The organism is Phaeobacter sp. B1627, from assembly GCF_006265095.1.
In the GTDB taxonomy this organism is placed as follows: Bacteria; Pseudomonadota; Alphaproteobacteria; order Rhodobacterales; family Rhodobacteraceae; genus Epibacterium.
This window is the reverse complement of the sequence record NZ_VCNK01000044.1, coordinates 1-26,571: the sequence shown is the minus strand read 5'-3', so window position 1 is coordinate 26,571 and position 26,571 is coordinate 1. Positions and strand designations below refer to the sequence as shown.

Sequence of the window (26,571 nt, the reverse complement as noted above, 5' to 3'; positions counted from 1 at the left end):
TCATCCGACTAATGCAACAGTCCCCTTTTCATTCGTTGCTCCGTCGATCGATCCGAACTGAGCCATCAACCTGCATTGACATTCTGGTATTAATATTATCTGATCATACCAGTTGGTGATCGACCTGTGTTGGGCCTCGGAGGAGAATGCTAAAATGACAAATGTGGCTGTTTTTGGTGCTGGCGGCAAAATGGGGGTGCGCTGCTCTCTCAATCTCACCAAGACGAACTACGATGTTGCGCATGTGGAGGTAAGCGAGGCCGGGCGCGCGCGTTTGAAAGAGGCGGTCGGCGTCGACTGTGTGGAGGTGGATGCCGCCATCGAGACGGCAGATGTAGTCCTTCTTGCCGTACCGGATACCGCGATCGGTGGAGTCGCCAAGAGCATCGTGGACAAACTGAACCCCGGCACCATGGTCGTCATTCTCGACGCCGCCGCGCCATTTGCAGGTCACTTGCCGGAACGCGCGGACATAACCTATTTCGTGACCCACCCGTGCCACCCGATGATATTCCATAACGAAGCCGAGGAGGCCGCCCGTCTCGACCGTTTCGGCGGCGTCGCGCATCCGCAGGGCGTGGTGAATGCTCTGATGCAGGGTCCCGAGGAGCATTACGCACTGGGAGATGAGATCTCCAAAGCCATCTATGCGCCGGTTCGTACAACCTATCGCGTGACAGTCGAGCAAATGGCCTATCTTGAGCCGGGCCTATCCGAGACAGTCTGCGCGTCGCTGTTGGTGGTTTTGAAACAGGCCATGGACGAGGTCGTCAAGACCGGCGTTTCCGAAGCATGTGCCCGCGACTTCCTTTTGGGCCATATGAATATCCTTGGTTCCGTGATCTTCGGGGTGCAGGAGGGAGTCTTTTCGGATGCCTGCAACAAGGCCATAAAGTTCGGCATTCCCGCCCTGATGCGGGAGGATTGGAAAAACGTGTTTGAGCGTGACGAGATCATGGCCTCGATCCGCCGCATCACCTGATCTGTGAGTGGCAAACAGAACGCGCATGGCGCAGCGACTGCGCCCCTCGATTTGGCTGTGCGGCAACCGAACCGAAGTGACAAAATGGAGGGCGCTTTTGCGCGGGTGTCGCAGGCCGCGCTAGGATTTGACCTCGAACACACCCGCAGAGCGCGCGAGGTGGCGCGACATGGTCGCCACGGCCCCCTCAACGTCACGTTTTTCGATCAGGTCGATCATCTCGGCATGCTCGGAGAGGGTGACATCCTCTTTGCCGGACCAGTGCAACAGGCTCACGTGATATTCAAACAGCCAACCCAGCATCGCACGCGACACTGAAACAATGATCGGATTGCCAGTCATCTCCGCCAAGCGAGTGTGAAAATTCATATCAGCCTCGATAAAGGCCGTGGCATTCCCGACGTTTTCCTGTTGTTTCGCGTGAATGGCCCGCAGATCCGCGACATCCTCTGCGGTTGCATTCGCCGCCGCGACACGGATCATGCCAAGCTCAAACATTTGTCGGGCGTGTTTGAGATGTTCGAGATTGGCCGGAACGGCGCTCAAGACGAGGCGCGCGATGTCATCGGACTGGCTCAGGACCGTACCGGCGTCGATTTCATTGACGCGTGAACGCTCGCCGTGATTGATGCTGATCAGACCGCTGTTGTGCAGAGACTGAAGTGCCTCGCGGACGGCAGGGCGGCCAACACCGAATTTTTCCATGAGCGCCCGCTCGGAGGGCATGTAGTCCCCGGGTTCCACCTCGTGCGACAGGATCATCCCTCGCAATTTTTCGACCACCTGATCGGACAGTTTACGCCGGATGATCTTGTCCGAATGCGTTTTGTTGTGTGCTGGTGGGATCATGGTCTGTTTCATCGCATCCGGTTTCGGGTCACAGGCTGTATACGTCGGTCTCGGCTGGTGCATCAAGTTGCGAATTGCGCCACGCATAGGGCGCCAAGCCGCTGTTTTCGGTCGCCGTCAGGTTCGCCTGAAACCGGGTCGTGCCGACGTCGAGCGTTGCGAGACCACCCGTGATCCGGGCCCGATGCACGGTTTGCCCTGCGCATTTTGCCAATGCCGCTATCACGGTGGCAATTGGCCCCGAGAGGCCGCGCGGGCCATAGAGCGCCGCAGGGGTCCAGACCGAGACATCCGCCTGTGCGAGGGCGGTGGCAAGACCCAGCGTGTAGGCCGCGCCAAAGGCCGCGCGGTGGCGGGGGTCGTCATCTGTCATGCAGATACGATCATGATCCGGGTTCGGGATCGTCCGGTTGCCATATGGGTTCTGGCGCATCGCGATTGTCGCAGGGCCGATCCGGTAGTCGCGGTCGCCGATGATCGCCCGTGCGGTCCGGGTGATATCCGGCACGGCCTCCAGCGTTTCCATGACGGACAGGTCGTCGGCAGCATGCACGATCGGACAGAGCCCGTGCGAGACAAAACTCACATGCTCAAGCGGCGGGCGCTTGCGGTTCAGTTCGGGGAAGAAACTGACCATACCGGCGCCACGGAGAGTGCCCTCGAAGACGCGCGCGGCCTTTGCGTGAATGTCCGCAAGCGGGGGGCAGTGGGGCCATTCAGACCCCGGCGGCGTAGACTGGCGGTCAACCGAAGGGCACACAAGAACGCTGTCCGGGATAAAACCCACGGCGTCCATCGCTTGCTTCCGGGCGCTGAGCTCTCTTGCCACGGTGCGTGCGAACAGGCAAATCAGCTCTGCATCGTAGATGAGGTCGGGCAGGGCGGTCTGCAATGCCGCAAAGTTTTCAATCTGTTTGGCCGTGTCGCCCCGCGCGGCATCGATATGACAGAGCAGCCGCTGAGGCGCCACGGCGGCGATATCCTCTGGCGATTGAGCCAGCCGTAGGGCGTCTTCGGCGGTGAGAACCAGGGCTGTGTCTGGGAAGCGGGCGCCTTCTGTCCTTCTGGGCGCAGTGTCTGCACGCGGGGTGGGGCAGCGTGCCCATGTCAGATGTACCGATTGTTCCAAACGCTCGCCCGGATCCAGTGTGTAGGGCCAGGGGAGCGCCAACGGGCGGTTGTAGGTCTTGAAGGAGGCATCGCCCCATTGGCGCTGATCCTCCATTTCGAACGTGTCGCCCGCCAATGCGCAGCGAACCCGAAATCCGGCGCGCTCATGCGTGAGCGAGACGATGTCCATAAATGGCTGCCAGGGGTCGATCAGGATCGGAAAGACCGACGTCTCTGTCTTGCCGCAGGAGTGGCCGATTTCAACGGGACAACCAGCGACGCTGGCAGGATGCAGGATGGTGAACCCGGCGCGGTTGGTCTCAAACGGTGCATCCGCCTGACCCGTCGCAGAGACCCTGAGTCCGGCCTCGTCAGCGGCGATCGTCAATGAGACCTCCAGCGTAGCGCCATGGCTCTGATAGAGCATCCGGAGCGTGAGGCCCAGACCCGATGATGTGTCGCGCGACACCTCCGTTATACGCGGGGCGAGGGTGCCCCAGTCCTGGTCACGGACCAGAAGCGCAATGCCACGGATCAGCTCAACACCGTCATATGTAATATGCCGCAGGGCCCCGTCTTGCAGAGTGAACGACAGCTTCCCGACGCTCTGCTGCTCCGACGCGGGCGGTGGGCATGTGGTGCCGTACAGATCCATGGGGGTCGTCATAACTCGGTCAACGGGATGGTGCGCCCCTCCCTGGCGGAGAGATAGGCCGCTTCGACGAGTGCCAGGGTTCGCAGATTGTCCTGGCCGCGGGTTTCCGGCGCGACGCCCGTGGCGAGGCAGTCGACGAAATGCTGCTGAATGATCCGGACGCTTTCCTGAATGTTGTGCCAGGGACGTTCTGCCCATTCCAGAACCGGCGGAGCGACATCGCGTGTCGTGACCTGTTCGCCAATCTGGATCGACATGCGATACCCGGCATCGAGCCGGATCGTGCCTTTGTCGCCGTCGATTTCCAGCAGGCTCTCGGGAAAGGTTTCGGGCGAGCGGCGGGTGGCGTAGGAACAGTCCACCACAGTGGTCACGCCGCTTTCGTGCTCCAGCAGCATGGTGGCGACATCTTCGCCCTTGATGGCGGGATTGATCCGCCGGGTCGTCGCTGTGATCCGACTGGCGTCTCCGAACAGCGCGCGCGCAATGTCCAGGATATGGATGCCCAGATCCTCAATGATAAAGCGTTCGCCCTCGGCCAGATAGGGTTGACCCGAGAATACATCATAGCCGGAGCGGAAGCTGACGCGCCCGAAAAAGGCTGTGCCGATAACTCCGCTGCGCAGCTCGTCGACCACCGCGCGGACAGCCGATTGCCAGCGAAAGTTCTCATGCACCATCAGCACCTTGCCCGTCGTCTCGACGGCCGCAACCATGGCGCGGGCATCCTCCAGCGTCTCGGCAAAGGGCTTTTGGCAAATGACATGCACCCTGTGTTCGGCAGCCAGCTCTACCAGCGCTCGGTGCGAGGACACCGTCGTGGCAATATCGACAACGTCAAAACCGCCCTCCGCAAACAGGGTCGCCGCGTCCGTATAGCATCTGACCTCGTCAAAAAGCGCGGAGGCGACTGCCAGACGCCCCTCGTCGCGGTCGCAGAGGGCCACGACTTCGACGTTGTCGATGTCCTTCCAGGCGTGAAGCTGGTTCATCGCGAAGAAGCCGCAGCCAATCAATGCAATCTTCATTATCTCACTTTTCCTCCATTACCCGACGGCCGCCTGGGCCTGAAGCGCGACCCGCGCCTGCACGCGCTGCTGCGCCTGATCAATGACAACCGCTGCGATGATGACCAGACCTTTGATGACTGTCTGCCAGAAGGATGACACCCCCATCATCACGAGACCATCCGAGAGCACGCCGATCACAAAAGCCCCCACAATCGTCCCGCCAATGCGACCTCGACCGCCGGCCATCGATGTGCCGCCAAGCACGGCGGCGGCAATGGCGTTCAGCTCGAAGGTGTCGCCGGTCGCCGGATGGGAGGCTGCGAGCTGGGAGGATATGATGATCCCGACCAGAGCGGCGCATAGGCCCGAAAACATATAGACGAAGTATTTGACATGGTTGACTTTCACCCCTGACAAACCGGCCGCGCGTTCGTTGCCTCCGACGGCATAGATAAAGCGGCCAAGCGGGGTGCGGCCTGCGATATAGGCGGCCAGAAGGCCGATGATGATCAGCATCCAGATCGAGACCGGAATACCCAGAATGTCACCGGCCCCGATCCAGCGATAGGTGTCGGACCCATATTCGGCGTTGCCGTTCAGGTTCGGAAACGTTCGCCCGTCCGACGACAACATGGCCGCGCCGCGCGCCACATAGAGCGTGCCAAGTGTCGCGATAAAGGGCGCGACATTCAGCTTGGTGATGAGAAACGCGTTGATCGCGCCGATAAATATACCCACGGCGGAGACGATCAGACAGATTTCGAGCGTGTTGAACTGGATCGACCAGCCAAGCCCCAGGTCGATCCCGTTGAGGATCAGATAGCCCGCGACCATCCCACAGAGCCCCACGATCGAGCCAACCGAGAGATCAATCCCGCCCGAGATGATCACAAAGGTCATGCCCACCGCCAAGAATGCATTGAGTGCGACGTGTTTCGACATGATCACGAGGTTTGCCGCCGACAGAAAGTTCGGCGCGAAGATGGCAAAGAAGACCGTCACGAGGATCAGGGCAATGAAGGTCCGTGCCTTGAGCAGAACCAGTAGAACGCTGGCGTCCCCCGCAGGGGCGGACGAAGTGCGAGTGACCGTCATGTCACGGTTTCCTTTTGTTGATGAGTGACGGCGTGGCCAACGGCGGATGCCGCGATCAAACCCGTCTCGGACGCGGTTTCTGACGTAAACTCGCCGGTGATAGAGCCATTGGACATCACGATGATCCGGTCAGACAGGCCGAGCACCTCTTCAAGATTGGACGTAACGAAGATGATGCCGAGCCCCTGAGCTGCGAGTTCACGCATGACGCGGAACACTTCGGCTTTGGCGCCGATGTCGATGCCGCGCGACGGCTCATCCATCAACAGCACTTTGGGGCGGGTCATCAGCGCTTTGCCAATGACGACTTTCTGCTGGTTGCCGCCCGAGAGTGAGGAGACCGGGTTTTCCGGCGAGGCAATCTTGATCACCAGTTGCCTGACGTAATCGCCGACTGTTTTTTTCTCTTTCGAGAGGTCGATATGCCCGTGTTTCGAAAGATCGCCGAGCGACGAGAGCGTCATATTCTCGCGGATTGACAGCAGTTGAATGAGGCCGTCCTGTTTTCGATCTTCGGGAATGATGGCGAGCCCCATCCCGATCCGGCCTGCGACATGGCGCGACTTGGCTTCCTTGCCATCGACATAGAACCGTCCGAGCGCATGCGGATAACGGCCCATGACCGTCTCGACAAACTCTGTCCTCCCGGCCCCCATCAGACCGTATACGCCGAGGATTTCGCCTGCCCTGAGCGACAGTGAGACCCCATTGACGGTAAAGCCACCCGAAGAATTCGGGAGATACACGGACTCGGCGCGGAACACCTCATCGCCGAACGGCTGATCAAGGGTCTTTGGGAAATCCTTGCTTGCGTCCCCGATCATGTTGAGCACGATCCATGACACGTCCACACCCTCCATCGATCGCGCGCCGGTGATCACGCCATCGCGCAGCACGGTGATGTAGTCTCCGACCCGGATCAGTTCCTCGAGCCGGTGCGAGATATAGACGATGCCGACACCGTCGCGCTTGAGTTCGTCGATCACGCGAAACAGGATCTCGACTTCGGCGGCCGACAGCGCCGACGTGGGTTCGTCAAGGATGAGAATGCGGGCATTCTGGGCCAGGCTTTTGGCGATCTCGACGATTTGCTGCTGTCCCACCTTCAGATCACCGACAAGCGCATCAGGGTCGATGTCATGTTCCAGCCGCCGCATCAGCGCGCGGGTCTCGTCGCGCTGTCTCGCGCGGTCAATGTCTATGCCGTAGCGGGTTTTCTCCCGATTGATGAAAATATTGTCGGCCACGGTCATGTTCGGGAAAAGGTTCAGCTCCTGAAAGACGATGCCGATACCGTAGCGGGCGGCGTCCTCCGTTGAGGTCAGATGCACTTCTTCCTCGCCGATGTAGATTGATCCGGAGGTCAGCTGTTCGACGCCTGCGATGACTTTCATCATTGTCGACTTTCCCGCGCCGTTTTCTCCGACCAGCACGTTCACCGCCCCCATGCGCAGATCAAAATTCGCCGATTTGAGAGCCACAGTGCCCGGGTAGACTTTGGTGCCTTCGCGGATCCGGAGGCCGATCGGATGCTGGTCCGGCGCCATCAGTGCACCTGCAGTTTGGTTGGGACGAGTTCAATCGCATCGCCCGCGTTGCGCAGGGTGTAGACCCCCTCGAACTCGACACGCCGGCCAACCAGGTCGCCCTCGGGCAGGGTGACGCTTTGGCTGGCCAGGTCGTTCAACGCACGTGCGAGCTTTGCGAATTCGATCTGGTCACGAAAATCGCTGAAAATGATAAAGGGCATGGCATCGCGCAAGGCGGTGCCACGGACCACGGGGCCAAGTTGCACGACGAGGTCGGCGGCGCCGTTTCCGTCGATATCCACCGCCAGTTTGGCAGCACGGCTCTGGGTGTTCGCCTCGATGATCACGCCTTCGCCACTGGAGACAAAGTTCCACGGGTTGGCCTCGCCTTCGGGGCGCAGGCCATAGGCATTGCCGACGGCATCAAGACCATTGGCTGCGATTTCGGCTTTCAGCTCTTGCAGCGGGACCGCGCTCTCCTTCGCCATTGGCAGCACTTTCGCGTCCCAGATGTCTGCTGCGTAAACTGCCATGCGGGCTTCGTCGGTCTGGGCCACGGCGGACGCGGCTTCGGGATCTGGTGTTTTGACAACTTTGCAAGCGACAGGCAGTAGCGCGACGCAAGACAGAACCGCAAGCGACTTGAGACAATCGCGCATTCTAAGTCCTTTACTTTATCAGCGGGCCCCGGTCGCCCGGCGGCCCGCAAACGAGACGTTTAGGCCGAGAGGGCAAAGGTTTCGAGCTTGGCTGCGTTCTCCGCAGTGATCAGCACGCAATCCATCAGCTGTTTCTCGTTCTGGCCGGTCGAGCCGACGGTCAGGAATTGGTCGGCCTGCTCCACCGCGATCTGTGCCTGACGGAACGCTGGCTGCAGCACCGTTGCCTTGATCCCGCCCGCGAGGATCGAGTCGCGAACGTCATTGGAGCCGTCGAAGCCGACGACGATCACATCGGTACGCCCGGCTGTCTCAAGCGCGGCCCAGGCCCCCATGGCCATGGTGTCATTGCCGCAGATGACGCCCTTGATGTCCGGGTTCGCCTGCAGGATGGTCTCCATCTTCTCGTAGCCTTCGGTCTGGGACCAGTTGGCCGATTGCTGGGCCACCATGACAAGATCCGGGTATTGGTCGATAATGTCGTGGTAGCCGGACGACCGGATGCCTGCGTTGGTGTCGGCTTCGCGACCGACGAGTTCGACATAATTGCCCGCTTCGCCCATGAGGCGTACGAATTCTTCGGCCCCCAGCTGCGCGCCCTGGTAGTTGTTTGACACAATCTGGCTGATGGCGATGCCGGATTCCTTGATTTCGCGGTCGATCAGGAAGGACGGAATGCCCGCATCTTTCGCACGCTGGACGGCCGCGACAGTGGCATCTGCGCCGGCATTGTCGAGGATGATGGCATTCACGCCGCGGGCAATCGCGGTATCGAACAGTTCGGATTGCTTGTTCGGATCATCGTCGTGAACCATGATCAGCGTTTCATAGCCGAGGTCGATGGCGCGCGCTTCGGCACCGACGGCTTCGGCTTTGAAGAACGGGTTGTCGTGGCTTGGGGTGATGATGGCCATGAGGCCTTTTTCCGCAGCAAAAGCCGGGCGGGCGAGCGGCAGCACAGCGGTCGCTGTGACACCGGACATGAAATGACGGCGATTAAGTTTCATTCGAGCTCCTCCAATTGACCCGATCACACGGTTTACGTGTGTCCTCCTCCGGTCAGTAAAGAGATTGAGGAATAATTATTCTGTTGTCAACTGGTATGATCACCATCACTCTGGCCGGGCAATTTCCTATCGAGCTGACCAGACGTTTGATGTGAAAAATCCTGTCGATGTCATTGAAAATAGGGTATATATTTCTGCGTGCTTCTGATTTGCGTGGTCGTATGTCGGCGGCAAGAGAGCCCTTGCAGGTGAGCCAACATCAGGCCTTGGGAGGCAGGCGGAGCAGGCAGGCGCCAGGGTCAGGCACATCCGGTTTGGGTGATGCGCCGCGCCAGTGAGTGGCGGAGACGCCGCGCAGGGCAAGTGCCGCAGCATAGTGACAAGTGCCGCAGCATAGTGACAAGTGCCGCAGCATAGTGATCTGTTTCGCGCGGGGCCGGGCGGTCGTGATCGGGTGTGGCAAGATGCCCAATACAGATTGACAACTGGTATGATCAGTAACTAATCAATTGATCATGTCAACTTCGTCTGAAACTCAGCTGGATAGCGAAAGTGCCCGGATCAGTCCGAGCGACTTGCCTGCCGGGCCGCTCGTGGCCTGGTACGGGGATGATTTCACGGGCGCCGCCGCCGTCATGGAGGTGTTGTCCTTTGCCGGGCTGCCGTCAATGCTGTTTCTGGAACCGCCGACCTCTGACCGTCTGGACCGCTTTCCGGGGTTGCGCGGTATCGGTGTCGCCTCCACCGCGCGGGCGGAGTCGCCAGACTGGATGCAGGCGGAGCTGCCGGAAATCTTTGCCCGGCTGTGGCGGATGAAACCCGCGATCCTGCACTATAAAGTCTGCTCCACACTGGATTCCTCGCCGGAAATCGGCTCTATCGGCCGCGCGCTGGAAATAGGTGCAGAGGCGACCGGGGGAACCATAGTCCCTATTCTGATCGCCGCGCCGCAGATGCGACGGTATCAGGTCTTTGGCCAGTTGTTCGCCGCGCATGGCGATAAAGTCTATCGTCTCGACCAGCACCCGGTAATGTCACGCCACCCCGTCACCCCCATGTCCGAAGCGGATGTCGCCGCGCATGTGGCAAAGCAATCCCCGCGCCTTGCAGCACGCGCCCTGACGATGGAGCATTTGGCAGAAGCCGCAGCTGATCCGTCGCCGCTCGAGAGGGATGAAGAAGCAGAGCTCACCGCCATTGCCCTGGACAGCTGGGACAGGGCTTCCGAGACCGCGGCCGGACGGGTGATTTGGGAAAACCGCAACCAATCTCCTTTCGTGGTCGGCTCGCAGGGCGTCGAATACGCGCTGATCCGCCATTGGCAAGCGAGCGGGGCGTTGCCGCCGGCGCAAGACCCGCGCGGCATTGGACGGGCGTCGCGGATGGTTTCGGTCTCGGGCTCGGTCTCAGCGACAACTGCCGGGCAAATCGCCTGGTCCAGGGCGCATGGTTTTGCCTGCATCCCGTTTGACGCAAGTGCGGCGTGCAGAGGTGAAGCCGCGCTCCGACAGGAGGAAGACCGGGTGAGGGCAGCCGCGCTTGCAGCACTGGCGGAGGGCAGGGATCCCCTGATCCATACCGCCGAGGGCCCCGATGATCCGGCCGTGGCGCGTTTCCGGGCCGCCCTGCGTACTGCGGGCGCTGATATCGGTCAGGTCAACCAGGCCATCGGAGAGAGGCTTGGGCGCATCCTGCGCGATATCCTGTCAGAAACCGGCGTGCGTCGTGCGGTCATTTCTGGTGGCGACACATCCGGACATGCGACCCGCCAGCTTCAGGTTTTTGCGCTGTCGGTTCTCGCGCCGACCCTTCCGGGCGCGTCGATTTTCAAAGTGCATGCCGATGGTCCGATGGATGGTCTGGAACTCGCACTGAAGGGCGGACAGATGGGCAGCCCGGATTACTTCGGCTGGGTCCGCGATGGAGGAGGAAGACGATGAACCGCGTCACGGCAACCTATGAGATTGAATCCCCGGCGGGCATCGCACGCGGTGCCGAGGTGCTGGCGAGCGAACAATCAACCGGAGCCTTCGCCAAGGTGCCGCTGGAAACCGATGATCTGCGGGCGCGGCATGGCGCGCGGATTGAGGAATTGACGGTCACGGGCACCTCCGAAACGCCGGCTTTGCCATGCCGGGCAAGAGGCGGAATTTACGAACGGGGACTGGTCCGGATCAGCTGGCCGATCGAAAATTTCGGAACCTCATTGCCGACCCTGCTGTCGACCATTGCGGGCAATCTCTTTGAGCTTGCCGAACTCTCTGCGGTGAGGCTGGTCGATCTCTGTCTGCCGCTGGATTTCGCCGCCACCAACCCTGGCCCTCAGTTCGGCGTCGGCGGAACCAGACGGGTGCTTGGCGGCCATGAGGGGCCGCTGATCGGCACGATCGTCAAGCCCTGTGTCGGGCTCAGCCCGGACGATACGGCTTCGCTCGTCAAATGCCTGGCCGAAGCCGGTATCGACTTCATAAAAGATGACGAGCTGCAGGCCAATGCGCCCCATTGCCCTCTGCCTGCGCGTGTTGCAGCGGTGATGAAAGTGCTCAACAACCATGAGGAGCGCACCGGCAAACGCGTCATGTACGCCTTCAATATCACCGACGAGATAGACCAGATGTGGCGCAACCTCGATCTGTTGCAAAATCACGGGGCGAATTGTGCGATGGTCTGTGTGACTTCCGTTGGCCTGAGCGGACTGCGTGCGCTGCGCGAACGCTCGCCATATGTGATACACGGCCATAGGGCGGGGTGGGGGCTCTATTCGCGCTCGCCTGATATCGGTATCAGCTTTCCCGTCTGGCAGAAACTGTGGCGTCTTGCTGGCGCGGATCATCTGCACGTCAACGGGCTTGGCAGCAAGTTCACCGAGACGGATCAGGTTGTTGCGCAGTCTGCCCGTTCGGTCCAGGCCCCGGTTTTCGAGACGGGCGGACCAGCCTTTGCCGCCATGCCCGTATTCTCTTCAGCCCAGACCGTCTGGCAGATCGAGCCGGCGCGCAGTTTGCTTGGGAACGACGATTTTATCTTTTGCGCGGGGGGCGGCATTCAGGGCCATCCGGACGGGCCCGCTGCCGGGGTGATCGCGCTGCGTCAGGCTGCCGAGGCCGCGCGGGACGGTATCCCGATTGAACGGCATGCCGCGTCGCACAAACAACTTCGTGCCGCGATGGAGGCGTTCAAGAGGCCGGCGCTTGCGGATCTCACTGACCGCGACTAGCCACTCGGTCCGGCGTTTGGATCGCCCATTCCCTGCTGGGTCGACCTGTTTGCGGAGCCGCCAGCGGCAGACCCGGCCGACCCGGATGTGCTGTAGTCTGACGCGTCCGCCACGCAAAGGGGTTGAATTCACACGGCACCTTCGTATTGCTGGCGATTGACCAGGTCAGCTGCGGCGGCGTGGTGCTCGTTCGCAAAAGGACCATGACATGAAGCCCAATCCGATTTCTCCGACCATACCGCTGGATCAGGATGGGGTGCACCATGGGTTTTTGAAACTCCCCTACAGTCGCGACGATAGCGCGTGGGGGTCGGTCATGATCCCGCTGACGGTGATCCAGAACGGAACGGGCAAGACCGCGCTTTTGACGGGGGCCAACCATGGGGACGAGTATGAAGGGCCCGTTGCGCTGCAGGAGCTGGCCTACACGACCCGAGCGGAGGACGTCACGGGCCGGTTGATCATTGTGCCCTATTTCAACACGCCGGCGTTTCAGGCGGCCACCCGGACCTCGCCAATCGACCGGGGCAATCTCAACCGGGCGTTCCCAGGGCGCGCGGATGGCACAGTTACCGAGAAAATTGCCGATTACTTTCAACGTATCCTTCTGCCAATGGCTGATGTGGCTGTGGATTTTCATTCCGGCGGCAAGACCTTGGACTTTGTGCCTTTTGCAGCGGCGCATATCCTTGAGGACAAAGTCATGCAGGACGCATGTTATGCGGCGATGCGGGCCTTCAACGCGCCCTATTCGGTACAGCTGCTGGAGATCGATAGCGACGGCATGTACGATACCGCCGTCGAAGAGATGGGCAAGGTGCTGGTCACCACCGAGCTTGGCGGCGGCGGCAGCGCGTCGGCGCGCAGCAATGCCATTGCCAAGAAGGGGCTTCGCAACGTATTGATCCACTTCGGCATCCTTCAGGGCGACATGCAGATCGACCCGACCGTTTCACTTGGCATGCCTGACGGCGATTGTTTTGTGTTCAGTGAAGGGGACGGTTTGTTCGAGGTGATGCGCGACCTGGGGGACCCGGTTCAAGCCGGAGAGGTCGTGGCGCGGATTTGGCCCCGGGACCGCACCGGGCAGGCGCCGGTGGACTATCGCGCCCGCCGCAGTGGCATTTTGATCAGCCGCCATTTTCCGGGGCTGATCAAGGTCGGTGACTGCGTCGCGGTGATCGGTGCGGTCGAGGGCTGATATGCTTTTGGATCAGCGCGACCTCCAGATTTTGCGCGTCCTGTCCCGCGATGGCCGCATCACAAAAACTGCGCTCGCAGAACAGGTCGGCCTGTCCCCGACCCCGTGCTGGGAACGGCTCAAGAAGCTCGAAAAAGCGGGGCTGATAGATGGCTACGCGGCTCATTTCGATCTGAAGAAGCTGGCGCCTCATGTGACAGTATTCGTCGCGGCGGAACTGGCGGATCATACGGCGGCGAGTTTCCGTGCCTTTGAGGCGGGCATCCAACGCTATGATGAGGTGACCGCCTGTTGGGCGCTGGGCGGCGGGTTCGACTATCTGATGCAGATCGTGACCCGAGATATCGACGCCTATCAGCGGCTGATCGACGAAATGCTTGAGGCCCGTATCGGGCTGAGCCGTTATTTCACCTATATCGTTACGAAGCCGGTCAAGGGGGCAGGGCCTCCTCCGTTCGAAATCCTGCTGAATGGCAGGTGATTTTTCTGCCGGTGCCGGGATCTTTGGTGAAATCCTCTGATCCGTTGCTGGAGAATGGTCACCGAATGTCCGCTGCGGGTGCGGCAGAAGGCGCAAGGCAGAGCAACAGGAAGAACACGAGATGCTGAAGAACGACCAATTGGATCAATGGGATCGCGAGAATTTCTTTCATCCCTCAACGCATTTGGCCCAGCACGCCCGAGGAGAGAGCCCGACGCGGGTGATCAAGACCGCATCTGGCGTCTATATCGAGGACCGGGATGGCACCCGCCTGCTTGATGCCTTTGCCGGGCTGTACTGCGTCAATGTCGGGTATGGCCGGCAAGAGATCGCAGAGGCCATCGCGGATCAGGCGCGGGAACTGGCCTATTATCATTCCTACGTCGGGCATGGCACAGAGGCCTCGATCACATTGTCAAAGATGATCCTGGACCGCGCGCCAAAGAACATGTCCAAGGTCTATTTCGGTCTCGGCGGATCGGATGCGAATGAGACGAACATCAAGCTGATCTGGTACTACAACAACATCCTCGGCCGCCCGCAGAAAAAGAAGATCATCTCTCGGTGGCGGGGCTATCACGGGTCGGGGCTGGTGACGGGGTCGCTGACGGGGCTGGAGCTGTTTCACAGGAAATTCGACCTGCCGATTGATCAGGTCCTCCACACCGAAGCGCCGTATTACTATCGCCGGGCAAATCAGGATCAGAGCGAGGCCGAATTCGTGGCGCATTGCGTCGCTGAACTTGAGGCGCTGATCGAAAGGGAAGGCGCGGACACCATTGCGGCCTTCATTGGCGAACCTGTTCTCGGCACCGGTGGCATAGTCCCGCCGCCCGCAGGCTACTGGCCCGCAATCCAGGCGGTGTTGAAGGCAAATGATATCCTTCTGGTCGCTGATGAAGTGGTGACCGGTTTCGGGCGTTTGGGGACGATGTTCGGCTCGGATCACTATGGCATCGAGCCGGATATCATCACCATCGCCAAAGGGCTCACATCGGCCTATGCGCCGCTTTCGGGCTCCATTATCGGCGACAGGGTCTGGTCCGTGCTGGAACGAGGAACGGATGAGAACGGGCCTATCGGTCACGGCTGGACGTATTCCGCCCATCCCATCGGTGCTGCGGCGGGGGTTGCCAACCTGCAGCTTCTTGACGATCTGAACCTGGTGGCAAATGCAGGCGAGACCGGCGCCTATCTCAACGCCAGCATGGCCGAGGCACTGGCGGCGCATCCCAACGTCGGTGATGTGCGCGGCGAAGGTATGCTCTGCGCCGTGGAGTTCGTCAAAGACAGGGACGGCCGCGTCTTCTTTGATGCTGCAGACAAGATCGGCCCGCAGATTTCCGCGAAGCTGCTCGAGCAGGACAAAATCATCGCCCGCGCGATGCCGCAGGGGGATATCCTTGGTTTCGCGCCACCGTTTTGCCTGACCCGTGAAGAGGCTGACCGGGTCGTTGCCGGCACTCTTCGCGCGGTGACGGCTGTTCTGGGGTGATCGCGCTTCGGGTCAGCAGCAAGCCGTGTGTGTGACGGTTGCCGGTGCGTGCGGCGCTGCTGTGCCGGGTGTGACGTCTCTGCGGTCCAACGGGCTGCAATAGAGTTGAGAGCGGCTGGCTGCCCCCCCCTGGTGATGGAGAGGGCGAGCAGAAGACAGGGCGCGCCTCGAAACGCAATTCTGACAGGTGTTTCATGACAGGCACCGTTGCGGCGATCATGTGGAATCATGCGGTTTTTATGATGCATTGACAGGTGGTGGCCAGATTTCCGATACTCGGGATGGGACTGCGGGTGGAATGGGACGGACAAATGGCCGGAGAGACTGCCTTTCGGATCAATTTATTCGGCCCGTTTGAAGTAACCACTTCGGATGGAACTGTGGTGCATGTTCCGAGCAAACGCGGCAAGGCATTGATCGCTGCGTTGGCGACGGGACGCAAGGGGCAGCGCACGCGAGACTGGCTGCAGCAGCTCCTGTGGCACGGGCGAGGACGCGCTCAATCCTCCGCAAGCCTCAGACAGGAATTGCGGCTTATCCGCAAAGCGTTTGATAATCCAGAGGTCGTGGTGTCCGAGCATGGAGTCCTGACCCTGAATTCTGATCTCGTGTCGTCAAATGCCGATCGTCTGCAGAGCGGCGGGAAGGCCGACGACTTTCTGGAGGGACTGGATTTGCCCGCGCCGTTTGATGCCTGGCTCGCGGAACAACGGCAGCTTTCCAGTCAACTGCGGGAAACGGGCGGAGCGGAGGAAACCGTGTTTCCGCGTACTGATGCCCGGCGAGGCGAGCCGATTGTTTATTTCAACAAAGTTTCATCGGATGAGATGGCGTTGGAAGTGGCAAACGAGGTGTTCCAGAGCCAAATCGAAAAAGGTCTCACTGATTTGGCGCCCCTGGATGTGCGAAGTGCGACGTCGGATCAGGATGCGGCCAATCATACACTGCTGAAAACGCAAATTCTCGAAACCGGGCATGAGACGTTGCTGCGGGTGGTTATGCAGGGGGCGGGGGCCGGGGTGCAAAACTGGACAGCGCACTGGCGGGGGCAGACCCAGATGCTATCGGGCTGTGAAAATGAGGACCTGCTGCAACTCGCCTACCGGGCGCAGGAGGCGGCAGTCGATGCGTTGACGGTGAGCGAAGCCCGCAAAAACCGGATCAGTGCAAGCCTTCTGGGATTTCGTGCCTTGCGCAGTATTTTCAGTATGGAACGATCGGATCTGGATCAGGCCGATGTCGATTTGCAGCGCGCGTATGAGCTGGTGCCAAAGGGCGTGTTTTTGGCTTGGCGGGCTTTTATCCAAGCCAATTTAATCGTTGAGAGTACGGATCTGGACGCCGCGCATCAGGCGGATTTGGCTGCAAATCTTGCCCGCCGGGCCCTGCAGGAGGAACCGGAAAATGCTGCCCTGAAAGCGGCTGCATCGCATGTCTTTCTACTGACAGGTCAGGATGTTACGGCGGCGGGCGAACTGGCGCGGGATGCCACGGCTTTGAACCCTGCGAACCCGTTGGCCTGGGCCTCGCGTGCGAATGCGGAAATCGCTGCCGGGCAGATCGAGGCGTCGGTCGGCTTCTCTCATCGTGCGCTGCAGATCGGGCGATTTTCGAGATCTCGCCACTGGTGGGAGATGCAGGCCGGCGTGTCTGCCGCGCTGGTTGGAAACTACGAAGCGGCCCGCGTCCATAGCCTCATGGCGCATTCTCTGGTGCCGAGTTTTCGCCCTCCTCTCCGTTACTTGGCGGCTTTGGAACATCAACGCGGTGATGAAAAGGCGATGGATGCCGCGGTTGAGAAAATCCGCGACCTGGAACCCGATTTTGACATGGGGGATCTGGCAGAGCCGGATTACCCATCCGGAAATTTAAGGCGGGCGGGCCTCGCCTGAGGCAATTTCTCGCCTGAGTTTATCACGGTTTTTTCACGATAGTCGCCGCGTCTGTCCTGTTTTTCTACGCGGTATTCGTAGGGATCAACGTTCATTTTATAATCTATAGGACTGGGGACAATGGCGCGATTTGGACACACAGGACATACGGGACACACTGGGCATACTGGCCACACGGGGCACACTGGCCACACGGGGCACACTGGACATACAGGCCATACGGGGCACACCGGCCACACGGGACACACCGGGCATACTGGCCACACCGGACATACAGGCCATACCGGACATACCGGCCACACGGGCGCGTCGTTTACCGGATCGGGGCACAGTGCAGCGATGATGACTGCGCTGATGCTGACGCGTGAGGGGGTATCCGGGAGCTGGGCTCCGCCAGAGGTCACGGCGCGCAATATTTTTGACAGCAGGGATCTGGGCCATCTGTCCGGCCCTCCTCAGACCGCAGTTATCGACTACGAGCTGATGGCTCCCGTTTTTATTGATGTCGTGCCCTCGGATGACGACAATGCGCATGGTGTGGCCTATGTCTGTCATTCCGATGCGCTGCATGATGCGCCCCTGGTCGAGTTGATGCGGCTTGCGGCACCGGGACCTGACGTTTTCGCGCTGCAGTTGGACTATCTGGATTTCTATGCGGATCTTCGGGCTGACCGTATGGACGAAATTGATGTTCAGCTGACGGATCTGACATCGTTTTTTGCGGCGCTCGCTCATATCCATCCGGCCCGCAACAAGGCGACTTTGGCGTTCATACAGGCGGCGCTCCGGTTTTGCGCCACCGTCCAGTTCCGGATAAAGCACGGCTTTGGCTGTCCGCGCCCCGCCAGCCTCGCACCGCAGATCCAGCCGATGATCCAGACCCCGGCGCATGGAACGCTGCCAAGTGGCCACGCGACCGAAGCCATGTTCCTCGCCACATTATTCAAGGCGCTGGCGGTGGAGCTGTCTCACGCTCTGGAGGGAGACACCGCGGCCTGGCTGCAGCAGTTCAACACCCAATGCGACCGACTGGCGGTCCGGATCGCAGCAAGCCGCACCGTTGCCGGCGTGCATTTCCCGGTCGATAGTGCCGCCGGTGCGGTGCTCGGGGACTCGTTGGCCCGGTATGTTCTGGCACGGGTCCAGACCCAGGCCCCTGACGGGGACACTCCGGTCGCACCGTTGGCGTGGCGCAAGCTCGACGCCGATATGGCGGCCTTTGGTTCGGCGGACTATACCTTTGATACGATGACGGCCCTGCGTGAGGGCGGTGTCATCAATGGTCAGACGGTTACCACCGTGACGACCGAAGATCTGTCATTGCGCTACAGCCCGCAACTGGACTGGCTGTGGCAATCCTGCGTTGCGGAGCTGCGTCGTGGCGCCCCCGAGCAGGAGGACTGATCATGCCGTTGCACTGGCGCGTTGAAACAGCTCAGCCGGGGGCACCTTTGCCACGGCATCCTGCGGCTCATTGGTGGTACACGCTTGAGGCCGAAGCGCGTGCCGCGGGGCAGGATACCGCGGCCAGCCTGCTGGCACTGGATCTGGGAAACGGCGATGAGGAGGCGATTTTACCGCCGGTCCTGATGTCGCCCGATCAGGCGCAGGCCCTGCATCAGGGCGGCGAGGTACCGGATCGGAGCGAACCTTTGTCCGATCTGTTGGCGCGGGTGCGGGACGGTTTGCGGGACCGGACGCTTTTTGCGCCGGTGCTGCCACAGGCGGCACATTGCGATCCCTCCGGCCCTGCGGAGGAGCCCCCGGCGGGGCTGCCGGATGTGCCCGAAGACAGCACCGTGATCGGGATCATCGACGATGGGATCGCCTTTGCGCATCCGGCATTTCGGCTGCCCGATGGTCGGCACACGCGGTTTGCCGCCGTCTGGCAGCAAGACGGTACCTGTCTGCGCGGGGCTCACTCGGATGTCCCCTTTGGGCATGTCTATTGCCGCGATGACATAGATCAGCGCCTGCAACAGGCGGAGTTTGACGAGGACCGGTTTTACCGCGACTTGCCGACGATCGGTGAGGAGGGGCACAGCCCGTTTCGCTATCGTGCCCTGCACGGGACTCATATTGCGGATCTCGCGGCTGGCGGCGGGCAGGGTGATGCGATGGACACAGCTCCGGAGAAGTTTCCCATCCTCGCGGTCAATCTCCCGACGGCGCTGGTCAGTGATACCGGGGCAACCTTCATGGCGGGGGCGATGATCCTCGGGGTGCAGGACATTCTGCGCCGAACCGAGGAGATGATACGTGCGGCCGGGCGTCCGTTCCCGCTGGTGCTGAACCTCAGCTTTGGTCTGGGGGGGATCGGCAAAAACGGCGGCCATCTGATCGCTGCTGCGCTGGAGCAGGCGATGGACTACTGGCATACAACGCACAAGGTGCCGATGCGGATTGTGCTGCCCGCGGGCAATACCCTGCAATCGCGTCTTGCCGCTCGGTCAGAAATCAGTCCCGGTCGCCCCTATCGGGCGACAGTGCGTGTCGCACCCGACAATCGCGGCTCGACCTACTTGGAGATTGCCGTGGCGCAGCGCGGGCAGAAACCCGATCTGTCTTCGCTGTCGGTCAAGGTCACCCCACCGCGAGGGGCCGCACTTTTCCCTCCCGCCATGCCGGCGGCCCCGGTTCGCGTGGATACAGCGCTGCAATTGGTTCTGGAGGCTCCGGAGTTCGGCCCCAACGGCTTGGCCCAGTTTGGCATCTATCACGGGTTTCAGCGCGATTTTGCGCCGGAGACCGCAACGCATCCGGGAGAGGGGGTGGAAATTGTCACGGTGGCGCTTCCCCCCAATATGGCGCGCGATCCCTATCGGGCGCTGCCGCCGTGTGGCGATTGGTCTGTGGAGGTAGCGCTGGCCCCTGGCCAAAGCCAGCCTCAGGACATTGAGCTGCGCATTCTGAGAAATGACGTCCCCAGCCAGATCAACCCGGTGCGGCAACGATCGTGGTTTCTCGATCCAGAGTATCGCATGTTTGACGCGCGCGGATATCCGGAGACACAGCTGGAAACACCGGGCTGTGCCATCACCCGGGCTGGGACTCTGAATGCCCTGTCGGGGGGGCGGCAGATCGTGACGGTGGCGGCCGCCGTCGGAAATCGCGACCAGCTCTCATTCTACTCTTCTGCAGGGCCCGGAGGACCTTTGGCCGAAGGGGCAGGGGTGACCTTGCATGCCTGTGCCGACGATTCCAATGCGCAGCCCGGGCGACGGGCTGCCGGCTCGCGCGGCCCGACCCATGTGCGATTGTCCGGAACCAGTGTCGCGGCGCCGATTGTGGCGCGTCAGATGGCCTTGGCCCTGGCTGAATGGCACGATGCGCCGGTCGGAGACCCCGCCGATTACGCACCGGCATCCGATTTTGCACTGCGGGGTCCGAATACCCCAACGGAGCGTGCCGGTGTCGGCGGGCTGGCCGCGCCGCTTCAGGGGTGAGGTGCGTGCCGCCGGGCCGTGATGCAGATTTGCGCTGTTATTCACGCATTCATCACAGTCCCGGCAGTGCTTTTCCACTGATTTGAGGCGATACTTGGTCTTGTGAGTGCGGAAGTTGTGTTGAGTGGAAATGCCTTTTTAGAATGTAGACCTTTCGTAATGGTATTGAGTCGTTCCGCAAATAAAGCGCGGGCCTGAGTGGCAGGTTTCAATGTGGTTGGTGTGCGTTGTGCAGTCATCGGCTCGCGCAGGATCGGCGACCCCCCGAGTCCCAATTCGCGGGGTCGCCGACATCCCAAATCACCATCAATTTCGATGAGGGCGCTTTATAGGTGTTTCCTGAAATGGTCTCTCTGGCCTCCGCTGCGCAGCCCCTTGCTCCCCCGCAACAGTCAGTGCTGATCCTTGTTCCCGCAGCGGTATCCGGACGGGCGTGATGTCGGAATCAGAAACAGGCGACGCAAAAGATCGGTTTGAAGCCAGTGCCAAAGCCCTGAAAGCCGCATTCGACACGATGGAAGTTCAGGCAATCGCCCTGAATGCCGCCAAGCAGGCCGGGGACTGGCCAGCATTTGACGCAGCCGCGTCAGAGTTGCGGATGGCGCAGGTCGTCTACTTGCGAATCCAGAACCGGTTTCCTGCAGAAACAGCCTCCTACCTCGCTCTGCGACAGGCGGCGGTGGTACAGGGGGAGGCCTTGGATCCCTTTTTACTATTGGGACGTGACGGTGGTGAGACCGACGCATCTGATGATACCGATCCGGAAACTGACCAATCTAGCTGAGATCGTCTTGTCGCTGTTTGATGTCGCGCGAGTTTTAGCCTGAGACCCTGCGTCACGTATGCTCGGGCATGGCAAGGGACGCCCGCGGACACAGATAACACTCGGAAGTCCGCGAATGCGCTGCGCGAATGGGAAGGGATCATCAGGGGGATTGATGGCCGGACTGCTGCGATCAAGCGGCAATCCCCTCTTTTTGGGCGGGATGTGATCGTACAATTTGCGCAGCAATTTTCAGCTTCATGGCGGTGGTCACGCTGCCAATGCCCCTGTCGGGGCGCAGGTTTTTGCAAGTCCAGAGCTATTGCGTTGCCTGATACTGGACCACTTCGATGGTTTCAAAGGTATATTGCCGCAAGCGTTTTGGGCTTGATGCGCCGGTTGAGCTCCAACTCGCAGTGAATCCGGTTCAAGGATTGATTGAGAAATGGATCGGGGGGGGGTGACGAAAACCACCCACACAGCGGCCTGAAATGGATATCGCCTCGGGCGTTCATCAGGGCCAAAGCCGAAGCCGCCTAGGTGTCCGGTGAAACGGGGAGGGAATCACCGGTGTTCCAGGTGAACCACCCGATCCCGTTTGCAGATAAACCGCGCGGAGGGAACGCGCCTTCTGGTTGTATGATGCGGTTGAATCCCACGATGCAGGCTCGCAAACCTTCAAATCCTATTCACTTCATTCCCTGCGCAATGGCCGGATTATCATAATTTTAAGGGTCCTCATGCAGCATCTATAGAGCAAGTACCCGAAGTCAGATCACATCGGTCCATTGGAGTTCCAGCCATGTTTTTAAGAAATACGATGCTAGCGGCGACACTACTGGCATTACCACATCTCGCATCCGCCGGGCAGGGCGTGACGGGCGACAGCGTTACATTTGCGCAAGTTGCCGCCTTCGAAGGGCCTGCGGCCGCCCTTGGGACCGGCATGCGGCTCGGAATAACCGCAGCTTTTGAAGAGGCAAATGCCGCAGGAGGCATCCATGGCCGCATGCTGAAACTCGACAGCATGGACGATGGTTATGAACCCGACAAATCCGCAGGTCTTGTGAAATCGGTCGTCGAAGGCGACAATCATATCGGACTTATCGGAGCAGTGGGGACCCCGACCTCTTCGGCGACACAACCGATCGCGACCGAAGCGAATATGCCATTCATCGGCCCGTTCACAGGCGCAGGCTTCCTGCGGGATGCCAGCCACGGCAACATTTTCAACGTGCGCGCGACGTATTTTGCCGAAACCGAGGCGTGGATCGAGTATCTCGTTGATCAACAGGGCATGGATTCCATCGCGATCCTTTATCAGGATGATGGATTTGGACGCGTCGGCCTTGCGGGTGTCAATGCCGCTTTGGAAAAACGCGGGATGACATTGGCCGCTGAAGGAACATACACGCGCAACACCACAGCGGTGAAAAAGGCGCTTCTCGAGATCCGCAAAGCAAAACCGGACGCAGTGGTGATGGTCGGTGCCTATAAACCGGTCGCCGAGTTCATCAAGCTCTCGCGCAAGATGAAACTTGACGCCACTTTCGTCAATATTTCCTTCGTCGGCTCCGATGCATTGGCGCAGGAACTGGGCGATGCGGGTGAGGACGTGATTATCAGCCAGGTTGTGCCCTTTCCCTGGGATGCATCGCTGCCAGTGGTTGCCCAATACACGGCTGCACTCGCAGCGGCGGATGCCGAAGCCAAACCCGGGTTCGTCACATTGGAAGGCTACATCGTTGGTCGTCTTGCCATCGAAGGCCTGAAAGCTGCAGGCAAGGACCTGACGCGGGAAAGCTATCTTGCTGCCCTGGCAGGCCTGAGCACTGTCGACCTTGGTGGTGTCACGATGCTCTTTGGCACGGATGACAATCAGGGCATGGACGATGTCTTCCTGACGCGAATCACGGCCAGTGGGGGATTTGAGCCTATCGTCGGAGGGGGTGGCTCTTGATCAGAGGAAGATCTCTGAGAACTCGTGCACCCTGAAACCACTGAAGGAAACCTCCTGCCCGCGGATAGGGCAGGAGACGTTGCCAGTCATTAATCTAAAAGGTACCATCATGATCCTCTCCAAGGGATTCCGAATCCTTCGCCGCCTGAACGTCCTGTCGAGTATTCGTGGCAAAATCACATTTATTCTGATCGCATTGATGTTGACCGCTGGCGGAGCAGGGTACCTTACGTATCAGTCATTCGACCGTGTTTCGGAAGAAGTCGGGAAAATGACGGGACGCGATCTTCCCCAGTTGGCCCAGAGCCGCGCCCTGATCATGGCGGCCAATAAAACCAAGGATGCCATGATCCGGGTCTTGATGGCCCGAAATATGGAAGATCTGGCGGCGGCCTCCGAAGTCGTCGAGACCTCTGCCCAAAAGCTACTGGCAGCGGTTGAAGCCTTGCCGCAGGAGCAGAGAGCGGACTTCGGTACCGAGCAAAGTCGCGTATCGGACGCATTGACTGCTTCGATCGACGCCAGAGCCAACGCGTTTGAAAATTCAAGTCGCGTAAACGCAATGACAGTGCAATTGCAACAAACGGCAGCCGCGCTTCAGGGTATTTTGCTGGAAACGGCAGACGATGCCTACTTCAATATTGCAATGCAAGGGGAAGATACGATTTCCTCTATTGAAGAAACGATGTTGGACCTGGTCGAAAATAAATTTTCGACGCTGCAGTCGCTCCTTGAAACGCGGGCAGAGATCAACTTTTTGACAGGCGTGTCTCTGGCCATGTCGACGACAAAGGACAGCGCCATGCTGTCGATATTGTCTGACCTCTCCGTCTCTTCTCATGACCGGCTGGCGGGTGCCATGGATATTCTGGGCGCGTCGGATTTCGGCGCAGGCATATTTGAAGATCTGCAAGAAGTTATCGACGTTCTGAAACCTCAGGGCACTGCAGGAAGAGTCGTGGCAAATGACTTGATCCTGTCCACGCGCCAAACGGCCGATACGCTGCTGGCCTCCGCCGTTGACGATATGGTGTTCGAGTTGACCATTGCTGCTGACGACGCGGCAACGGGGAACCGAGACGCTATTCAAGGGCTTCTCGACAATGAAGTTGCCTTCATGAATACTTTGCTTGAAATCAACTCTTTGCTCAGCGCATTTCAGACCGAAGTCTTGAAAATAGCGACTGCCGGTAGTGTAGATCAGGCCAAAGTCGCCGAAAAATCCATGTTCGAAGCCGCCCAGGCTCTACTCGGGTATCGCGCATTCGGTCAGGGCCAGTTGAGTGAACAAATCGATGCAATTTCTGCGATGGCAGCGCCGGATAGCGGTCTGGCCTTTTTCCGGATAAAATCGATAGAAGCTGACAGTGCAGCGGACCAAGCCGTTGGTGATACAGTCGAAGCGGTCCTCAGGATCGCAAACCAAGCGTCCCTGCGCGGCTTGGCGAGTCAGGACGGCATTACGGAACAAGCCCTAGGCATTGCCAGCAACGCGATCGAAGTCAAAAGCAGGCTAGAACAATTCGGCTGGATCGCAATCGGTTTTGTTGTCGTCACGCTGTTGCTGAGCCACATGCTAATTGTGCGACCTCTCAATGCGATCAGTCTGACGACGGAACGGCTTTCTCAAGGCGACATGAGTCCTGTAAAAGGATTTGAGCGTTCGAGCGACGAAATTGCGCGGATCGCAGGCGCATTGACTGTGTTCCGTGATGGGCTGGTAGAAAAAGAAGAGCTGACCCGCATTGCAGAGCAGGAACGCGCGGAAAACCAGGCACATCAAAACGCAGCCGTAAGCGCCATCGGCAACGGTCTCGCAAGATTGGCGGCCGGCGATTTGGCATATCGTATCGAAGAGGAGCTGACCGAAGGCTACGCTCAGCTGAAACAGGACTTCAACGCAACGGCGCACACACTCAATATGACGGTCGTTGACGTCGTGAACGTGGCGGAGTCCATTCGAAATGGATCCTCTGAAATCAATCAAGCTTCTGACGACCTGTCTCATCGTACTGAAAGTCAGGCAGCCACACTGGAAGAAACGGCAGCTGCGCTCGAACAGCTCACCGCCAGCGTAAGATCCGCGGCGGAGGGGGCACGGGACGCTGCCAATACGACCAACGAAGCGCGCTCGCAAGCCTTGGAAAGTGGAAAGGTGGTTGAGGATGCAGTCGTGGCAATGAAAGACATAGAGGATAGTTCCGCGCAGATATCTCAGATCATCAGCGTGATCGATGACATCGCGTTTCAGACCAATCTTCTGGCTCTCAATGCGGGGGTTGAGGCGGCGCGCGCAGGCGAAGCCGGGCGGGGTTTTGCCGTGGTCGCATCCGAGGTTCGGGGCCTGTCCCAGCGAACGGCTGATGCGGCACGTGAAATAAAAACCCTTATTTCCAAAAGTTCCGATCAAGTGAAATCCGGCGTAGATCTTGTTGGTCGAGCCGGGCACGCGCTGCAAAACATTTCAGAGCGGGTGACACACATTTCAAACCTTGTGAGTAACATAGCTGATTCCACGGGCGAACAGGCAACCGGTCTGGGGGAGGCAAATATAGCGGTTGCGCAACTTGACCAGGTGACTCAGCAAAACGCGGCAATGGTTGAGGAAACGAACGCCGCAGGACAGCTCTTGGGCGCGGACGCAAAAAAACTGGTCGACCTGATGTCAAACTTTTCGGTGGCGCATTCGCCTGAGGCTCATTCCGCAAGACAGATCGCAGCTCCGAATGACGAACAGCTGGGCTTTGAACGTGCGATTGCGTAATCGCAGGTTAGAGTTGCGAGAGTGTCGGTCTCGCTTTTGCAAACGCTTGTCGATCCGGCTTCGGGCACTATAAATACCGCGTTTCAACCGGAATGCAGACCAACGGCGCGCCATTTGAATTATAAGCGATTCGAATGGATTTGGGGAGACTTCGCGGAAAGTGGGGCTGAAAGCACCGGTAAAATTACCGAGGAAGGTCCGACACTGCCCAATCACCGGGCGTGCGTGAGGCTGACACAGGAGCGCCGGAAGCCTGCTTGGTCCTATGATTTCATCCCGTGCCGAACCCACGACGGGCGGATCTCCCGCAGGCTGAACATCATCGATGAACTCACGAAGGCGGCGCTAGTGATCCGGGTCAAACGAAGGCTCAATTCAACTGATGTGGTCATCCTGGCTGAGGCTGTTGATCTGCGCCGGTTCCGGCGTCTCCGTTTTCGGGGGCGCTGATTTCGG

Annotated in this window: 19 protein-coding genes; 12 read left to right on the top strand and 7 right to left on the bottom strand. The window is 59.7% G+C overall.

All coding sequences use genetic code 11. The features are described from left to right. Positions 1–154: 154 nt before the first annotated feature. Positions 155–982 (top strand): phosphogluconate dehydrogenase C-terminal domain-containing protein, encoded by an 828-nt coding sequence (locus FGE21_RS18505; protein WP_139664895.1) that lies wholly within the window; start codon positions 155–157, stop codon positions 980–982. A 120-nt stretch (positions 983–1,102) separates the two neighbouring features. On the opposite strand, the gene nanR is transcribed toward FGE21_RS18505, so the two are convergent. The 7 genes from nanR to FGE21_RS18470 are packed head-to-tail and all read right to left on the bottom strand — an operon-like array spanning position 1,103 to position 8,896. Beyond that, complete coding sequence (nanR, locus tag FGE21_RS18500; RefSeq protein WP_255731663.1) at positions 1,103–1,831, bottom strand: transcriptional regulator NanR; 729 nt, start codon at positions 1,829–1,831, stop codon at positions 1,103–1,105. A 28-nt stretch (positions 1,832–1,859) separates the two neighbouring features. Further along, positions 1,860–3,608 (bottom strand): hypothetical protein, encoded by a 1,749-nt coding sequence (locus FGE21_RS18495; protein WP_139664893.1) that lies wholly within the window; start codon positions 3,606–3,608, stop codon positions 1,860–1,862. After that, positions 3,605–4,624 carry a Gfo/Idh/MocA family protein gene (locus tag FGE21_RS18490; protein WP_139664892.1) on the bottom strand — a complete coding sequence of 340 codons (1,020 nt, stop codon included), beginning with the start codon at positions 4,622–4,624 and terminating at the stop codon, positions 3,605–3,607. Before FGE21_RS18490 ends, FGE21_RS18495 begins: the two co-directional genes overlap by 4 nt. 18 nt (positions 4,625–4,642) lie before the next feature. Further along, entirely contained in the window at positions 4,643–5,701 is a 1,059-nt protein-coding gene (locus tag FGE21_RS18485; RefSeq protein WP_139664891.1) for an ABC transporter permease, read from the bottom strand. After that, positions 5,698–7,248 carry a sugar ABC transporter ATP-binding protein gene (locus FGE21_RS18480; RefSeq protein ID WP_139664890.1) on the bottom strand — a complete coding sequence of 517 codons (1,551 nt, stop codon included), beginning with the start codon at positions 7,246–7,248 and terminating at the stop codon, positions 5,698–5,700. Before FGE21_RS18480 ends, FGE21_RS18485 begins: the two co-directional genes overlap by 4 nt. After that, complete coding sequence (locus tag FGE21_RS18475) at positions 7,248–7,889, bottom strand: DUF2291 family protein (protein WP_139664889.1); 642 nt, start codon at positions 7,887–7,889, stop codon at positions 7,248–7,250. The genes FGE21_RS18480 and FGE21_RS18475 overlap by 1 nt, the downstream gene beginning before the upstream one ends. 59 nt (positions 7,890–7,948) lie before the next feature. Then, positions 7,949–8,896, bottom strand: a complete 948-nt coding sequence (locus tag FGE21_RS18470; RefSeq protein WP_139664888.1) for a D-ribose ABC transporter substrate-binding protein — start codon at positions 8,894–8,896, stop codon at positions 7,949–7,951. Between the two features lie 515 nt (positions 8,897–9,411). Between FGE21_RS18470 and FGE21_RS18465 the strand changes: the two genes are divergently transcribed. The 11 genes from FGE21_RS18465 (at position 9,412) to FGE21_RS20115 (ending at position 26,115) form a co-directional block, all read left to right on the top strand. Then, a complete protein-coding gene (locus FGE21_RS18465; RefSeq protein WP_139664887.1) occupies positions 9,412–10,836 on the top strand; it encodes a four-carbon acid sugar kinase family protein in 1,425 nt (474 codons plus the stop codon). Then, on the top strand, positions 10,833–12,113 hold the full coding sequence (locus tag FGE21_RS18460; RefSeq protein ID WP_139664886.1) for a ribulose-bisphosphate carboxylase large subunit family protein: 1,281 nt from the start codon (positions 10,833–10,835) through the stop codon (positions 12,111–12,113). The genes FGE21_RS18465 and FGE21_RS18460 overlap by 4 nt, the downstream gene beginning before the upstream one ends. A 208-nt stretch (positions 12,114–12,321) precedes the next feature. After that, positions 12,322–13,314 carry a N(2)-acetyl-L-2,4-diaminobutanoate deacetylase DoeB gene (gene doeB, locus FGE21_RS18455; RefSeq protein WP_139664885.1) on the top strand — a complete coding sequence of 331 codons (993 nt, stop codon included), beginning with the start codon at positions 12,322–12,324 and terminating at the stop codon, positions 13,312–13,314. 1 nt (position 13,315) lies between these two features. Then, positions 13,316–13,795, top strand: coding sequence for an Lrp/AsnC family transcriptional regulator (locus tag FGE21_RS18450; RefSeq protein ID WP_139664884.1), 480 nt, complete (start codon positions 13,316–13,318; stop codon positions 13,793–13,795). Positions 13,796–13,916: 121 nt separating this feature from the next. Beyond that, the gene (locus FGE21_RS18445; RefSeq protein ID WP_139664883.1) at positions 13,917–15,290 is read left to right on the top strand and encodes an aspartate aminotransferase family protein; all 1,374 of its coding nucleotides are present in this window, start codon (positions 13,917–13,919) and stop codon (positions 15,288–15,290) included. Positions 15,291–15,601: 311 nt separating this feature from the next. Next, complete coding sequence (locus FGE21_RS18440) at positions 15,602–17,182, top strand: transcriptional regulator, sarp family protein (protein ID WP_255731662.1); 1,581 nt, start codon at positions 15,602–15,604, stop codon at positions 17,180–17,182. Positions 17,183–17,536: 354 nt separating this feature from the next. Further along, positions 17,537–18,586 (top strand): phosphatase PAP2 family protein, encoded by a 1,050-nt coding sequence (locus FGE21_RS18435; RefSeq protein WP_255731661.1) that lies wholly within the window; start codon positions 17,537–17,539, stop codon positions 18,584–18,586. A gap of 2 nt (positions 18,587–18,588) precedes the next feature. Next, complete coding sequence (locus FGE21_RS18430) at positions 18,589–20,628, top strand: S8 family serine peptidase (RefSeq protein WP_139664882.1); 2,040 nt, start codon at positions 18,589–18,591, stop codon at positions 20,626–20,628. A gap of 436 nt (positions 20,629–21,064) precedes the next feature. Continuing rightward, positions 21,065–21,412 carry a hypothetical protein gene (locus tag FGE21_RS18425; protein WP_139664881.1) on the top strand — a complete coding sequence of 116 codons (348 nt, stop codon included), beginning with the start codon at positions 21,065–21,067 and terminating at the stop codon, positions 21,410–21,412. Between the two features lie 781 nt (positions 21,413–22,193). Further along, entirely contained in the window at positions 22,194–23,351 is a 1,158-nt protein-coding gene (locus tag FGE21_RS18420) for an ABC transporter substrate-binding protein (RefSeq protein WP_139664880.1), read from the top strand. Between the two features lie 109 nt (positions 23,352–23,460). After that, positions 23,461–26,115, top strand: a complete 2,655-nt coding sequence (locus FGE21_RS20115; protein WP_176695483.1) for a methyl-accepting chemotaxis protein — start codon at positions 23,461–23,463, stop codon at positions 26,113–26,115. Positions 26,116–26,571 lie beyond the last annotated feature (456 nt).

Excerpts from the sequence above, each read along its gene's own strand:
- FGE21_RS18470 (WP_139664888.1), bottom strand. The coding sequence starts at position 8,896 with ATGAAACTTAATCGCCGTCATTTCATGTCCGGTGTCACAGCGACCGCT.
- FGE21_RS18480 (WP_139664890.1), bottom strand. The coding sequence starts at position 7,248 with ATGGCGCCGGACCAGCATCCGATCGGCCTCCGGATCCGCGAAGGCACC.
- FGE21_RS18440 (WP_255731662.1), top strand. The coding sequence starts at position 15,602 with ATGGCCGGAGAGACTGCCTTTCGGATCAATTTATTCGGCCCGTTTGAA.
- FGE21_RS18505 (WP_139664895.1), top strand. The coding sequence starts at position 155 with ATGACAAATGTGGCTGTTTTTGGTGCTGGCGGCAAAATGGGGGTGCGC.
- doeB (WP_139664885.1), top strand. The coding sequence starts at position 12,322 with ATGAAGCCCAATCCGATTTCTCCGACCATACCGCTGGATCAGGATGGG.
- FGE21_RS18485 (WP_139664891.1), bottom strand. The coding sequence starts at position 5,701 with ATGACGGTCACTCGCACTTCGTCCGCCCCTGCGGGGGACGCCAGCGTT.
- FGE21_RS18490 (WP_139664892.1), bottom strand. The coding sequence starts at position 4,624 with ATGAAGATTGCATTGATTGGCTGCGGCTTCTTCGCGATGAACCAGCTT.
- FGE21_RS18465 (WP_139664887.1), top strand. The coding sequence starts at position 9,412 with ATGTCAACTTCGTCTGAAACTCAGCTGGATAGCGAAAGTGCCCGGATC.
- FGE21_RS20115 (WP_176695483.1), top strand. The coding sequence starts at position 23,461 with ATGATCCTCTCCAAGGGATTCCGAATCCTTCGCCGCCTGAACGTCCTG.
- nanR (WP_255731663.1), bottom strand. The coding sequence starts at position 1,831 with ATGATCCCACCAGCACACAACAAAACGCATTCGGACAAGATCATCCGG.
- FGE21_RS18425 (WP_139664881.1), top strand. The coding sequence starts at position 21,065 with ATGTCGGAATCAGAAACAGGCGACGCAAAAGATCGGTTTGAAGCCAGT.
- FGE21_RS18495 (WP_139664893.1), bottom strand. The coding sequence starts at position 3,608 with ATGACGACCCCCATGGATCTGTACGGCACCACATGCCCACCGCCCGCG.
- FGE21_RS18460 (WP_139664886.1), top strand. The coding sequence starts at position 10,833 with ATGAACCGCGTCACGGCAACCTATGAGATTGAATCCCCGGCGGGCATC.
- FGE21_RS18435 (WP_255731661.1), top strand. The coding sequence starts at position 17,537 with ATGCTGACGCGTGAGGGGGTATCCGGGAGCTGGGCTCCGCCAGAGGTC.
- FGE21_RS18475 (WP_139664889.1), bottom strand. The coding sequence starts at position 7,889 with ATGCGCGATTGTCTCAAGTCGCTTGCGGTTCTGTCTTGCGTCGCGCTA.
- FGE21_RS18445 (WP_139664883.1), top strand. The coding sequence starts at position 13,917 with ATGCTGAAGAACGACCAATTGGATCAATGGGATCGCGAGAATTTCTTT.
- FGE21_RS18420 (WP_139664880.1), top strand. The coding sequence starts at position 22,194 with ATGTTTTTAAGAAATACGATGCTAGCGGCGACACTACTGGCATTACCA.
- FGE21_RS18430 (WP_139664882.1), top strand. The coding sequence starts at position 18,589 with ATGCCGTTGCACTGGCGCGTTGAAACAGCTCAGCCGGGGGCACCTTTG.
- FGE21_RS18450 (WP_139664884.1), top strand. The coding sequence starts at position 13,316 with ATGCTTTTGGATCAGCGCGACCTCCAGATTTTGCGCGTCCTGTCCCGC.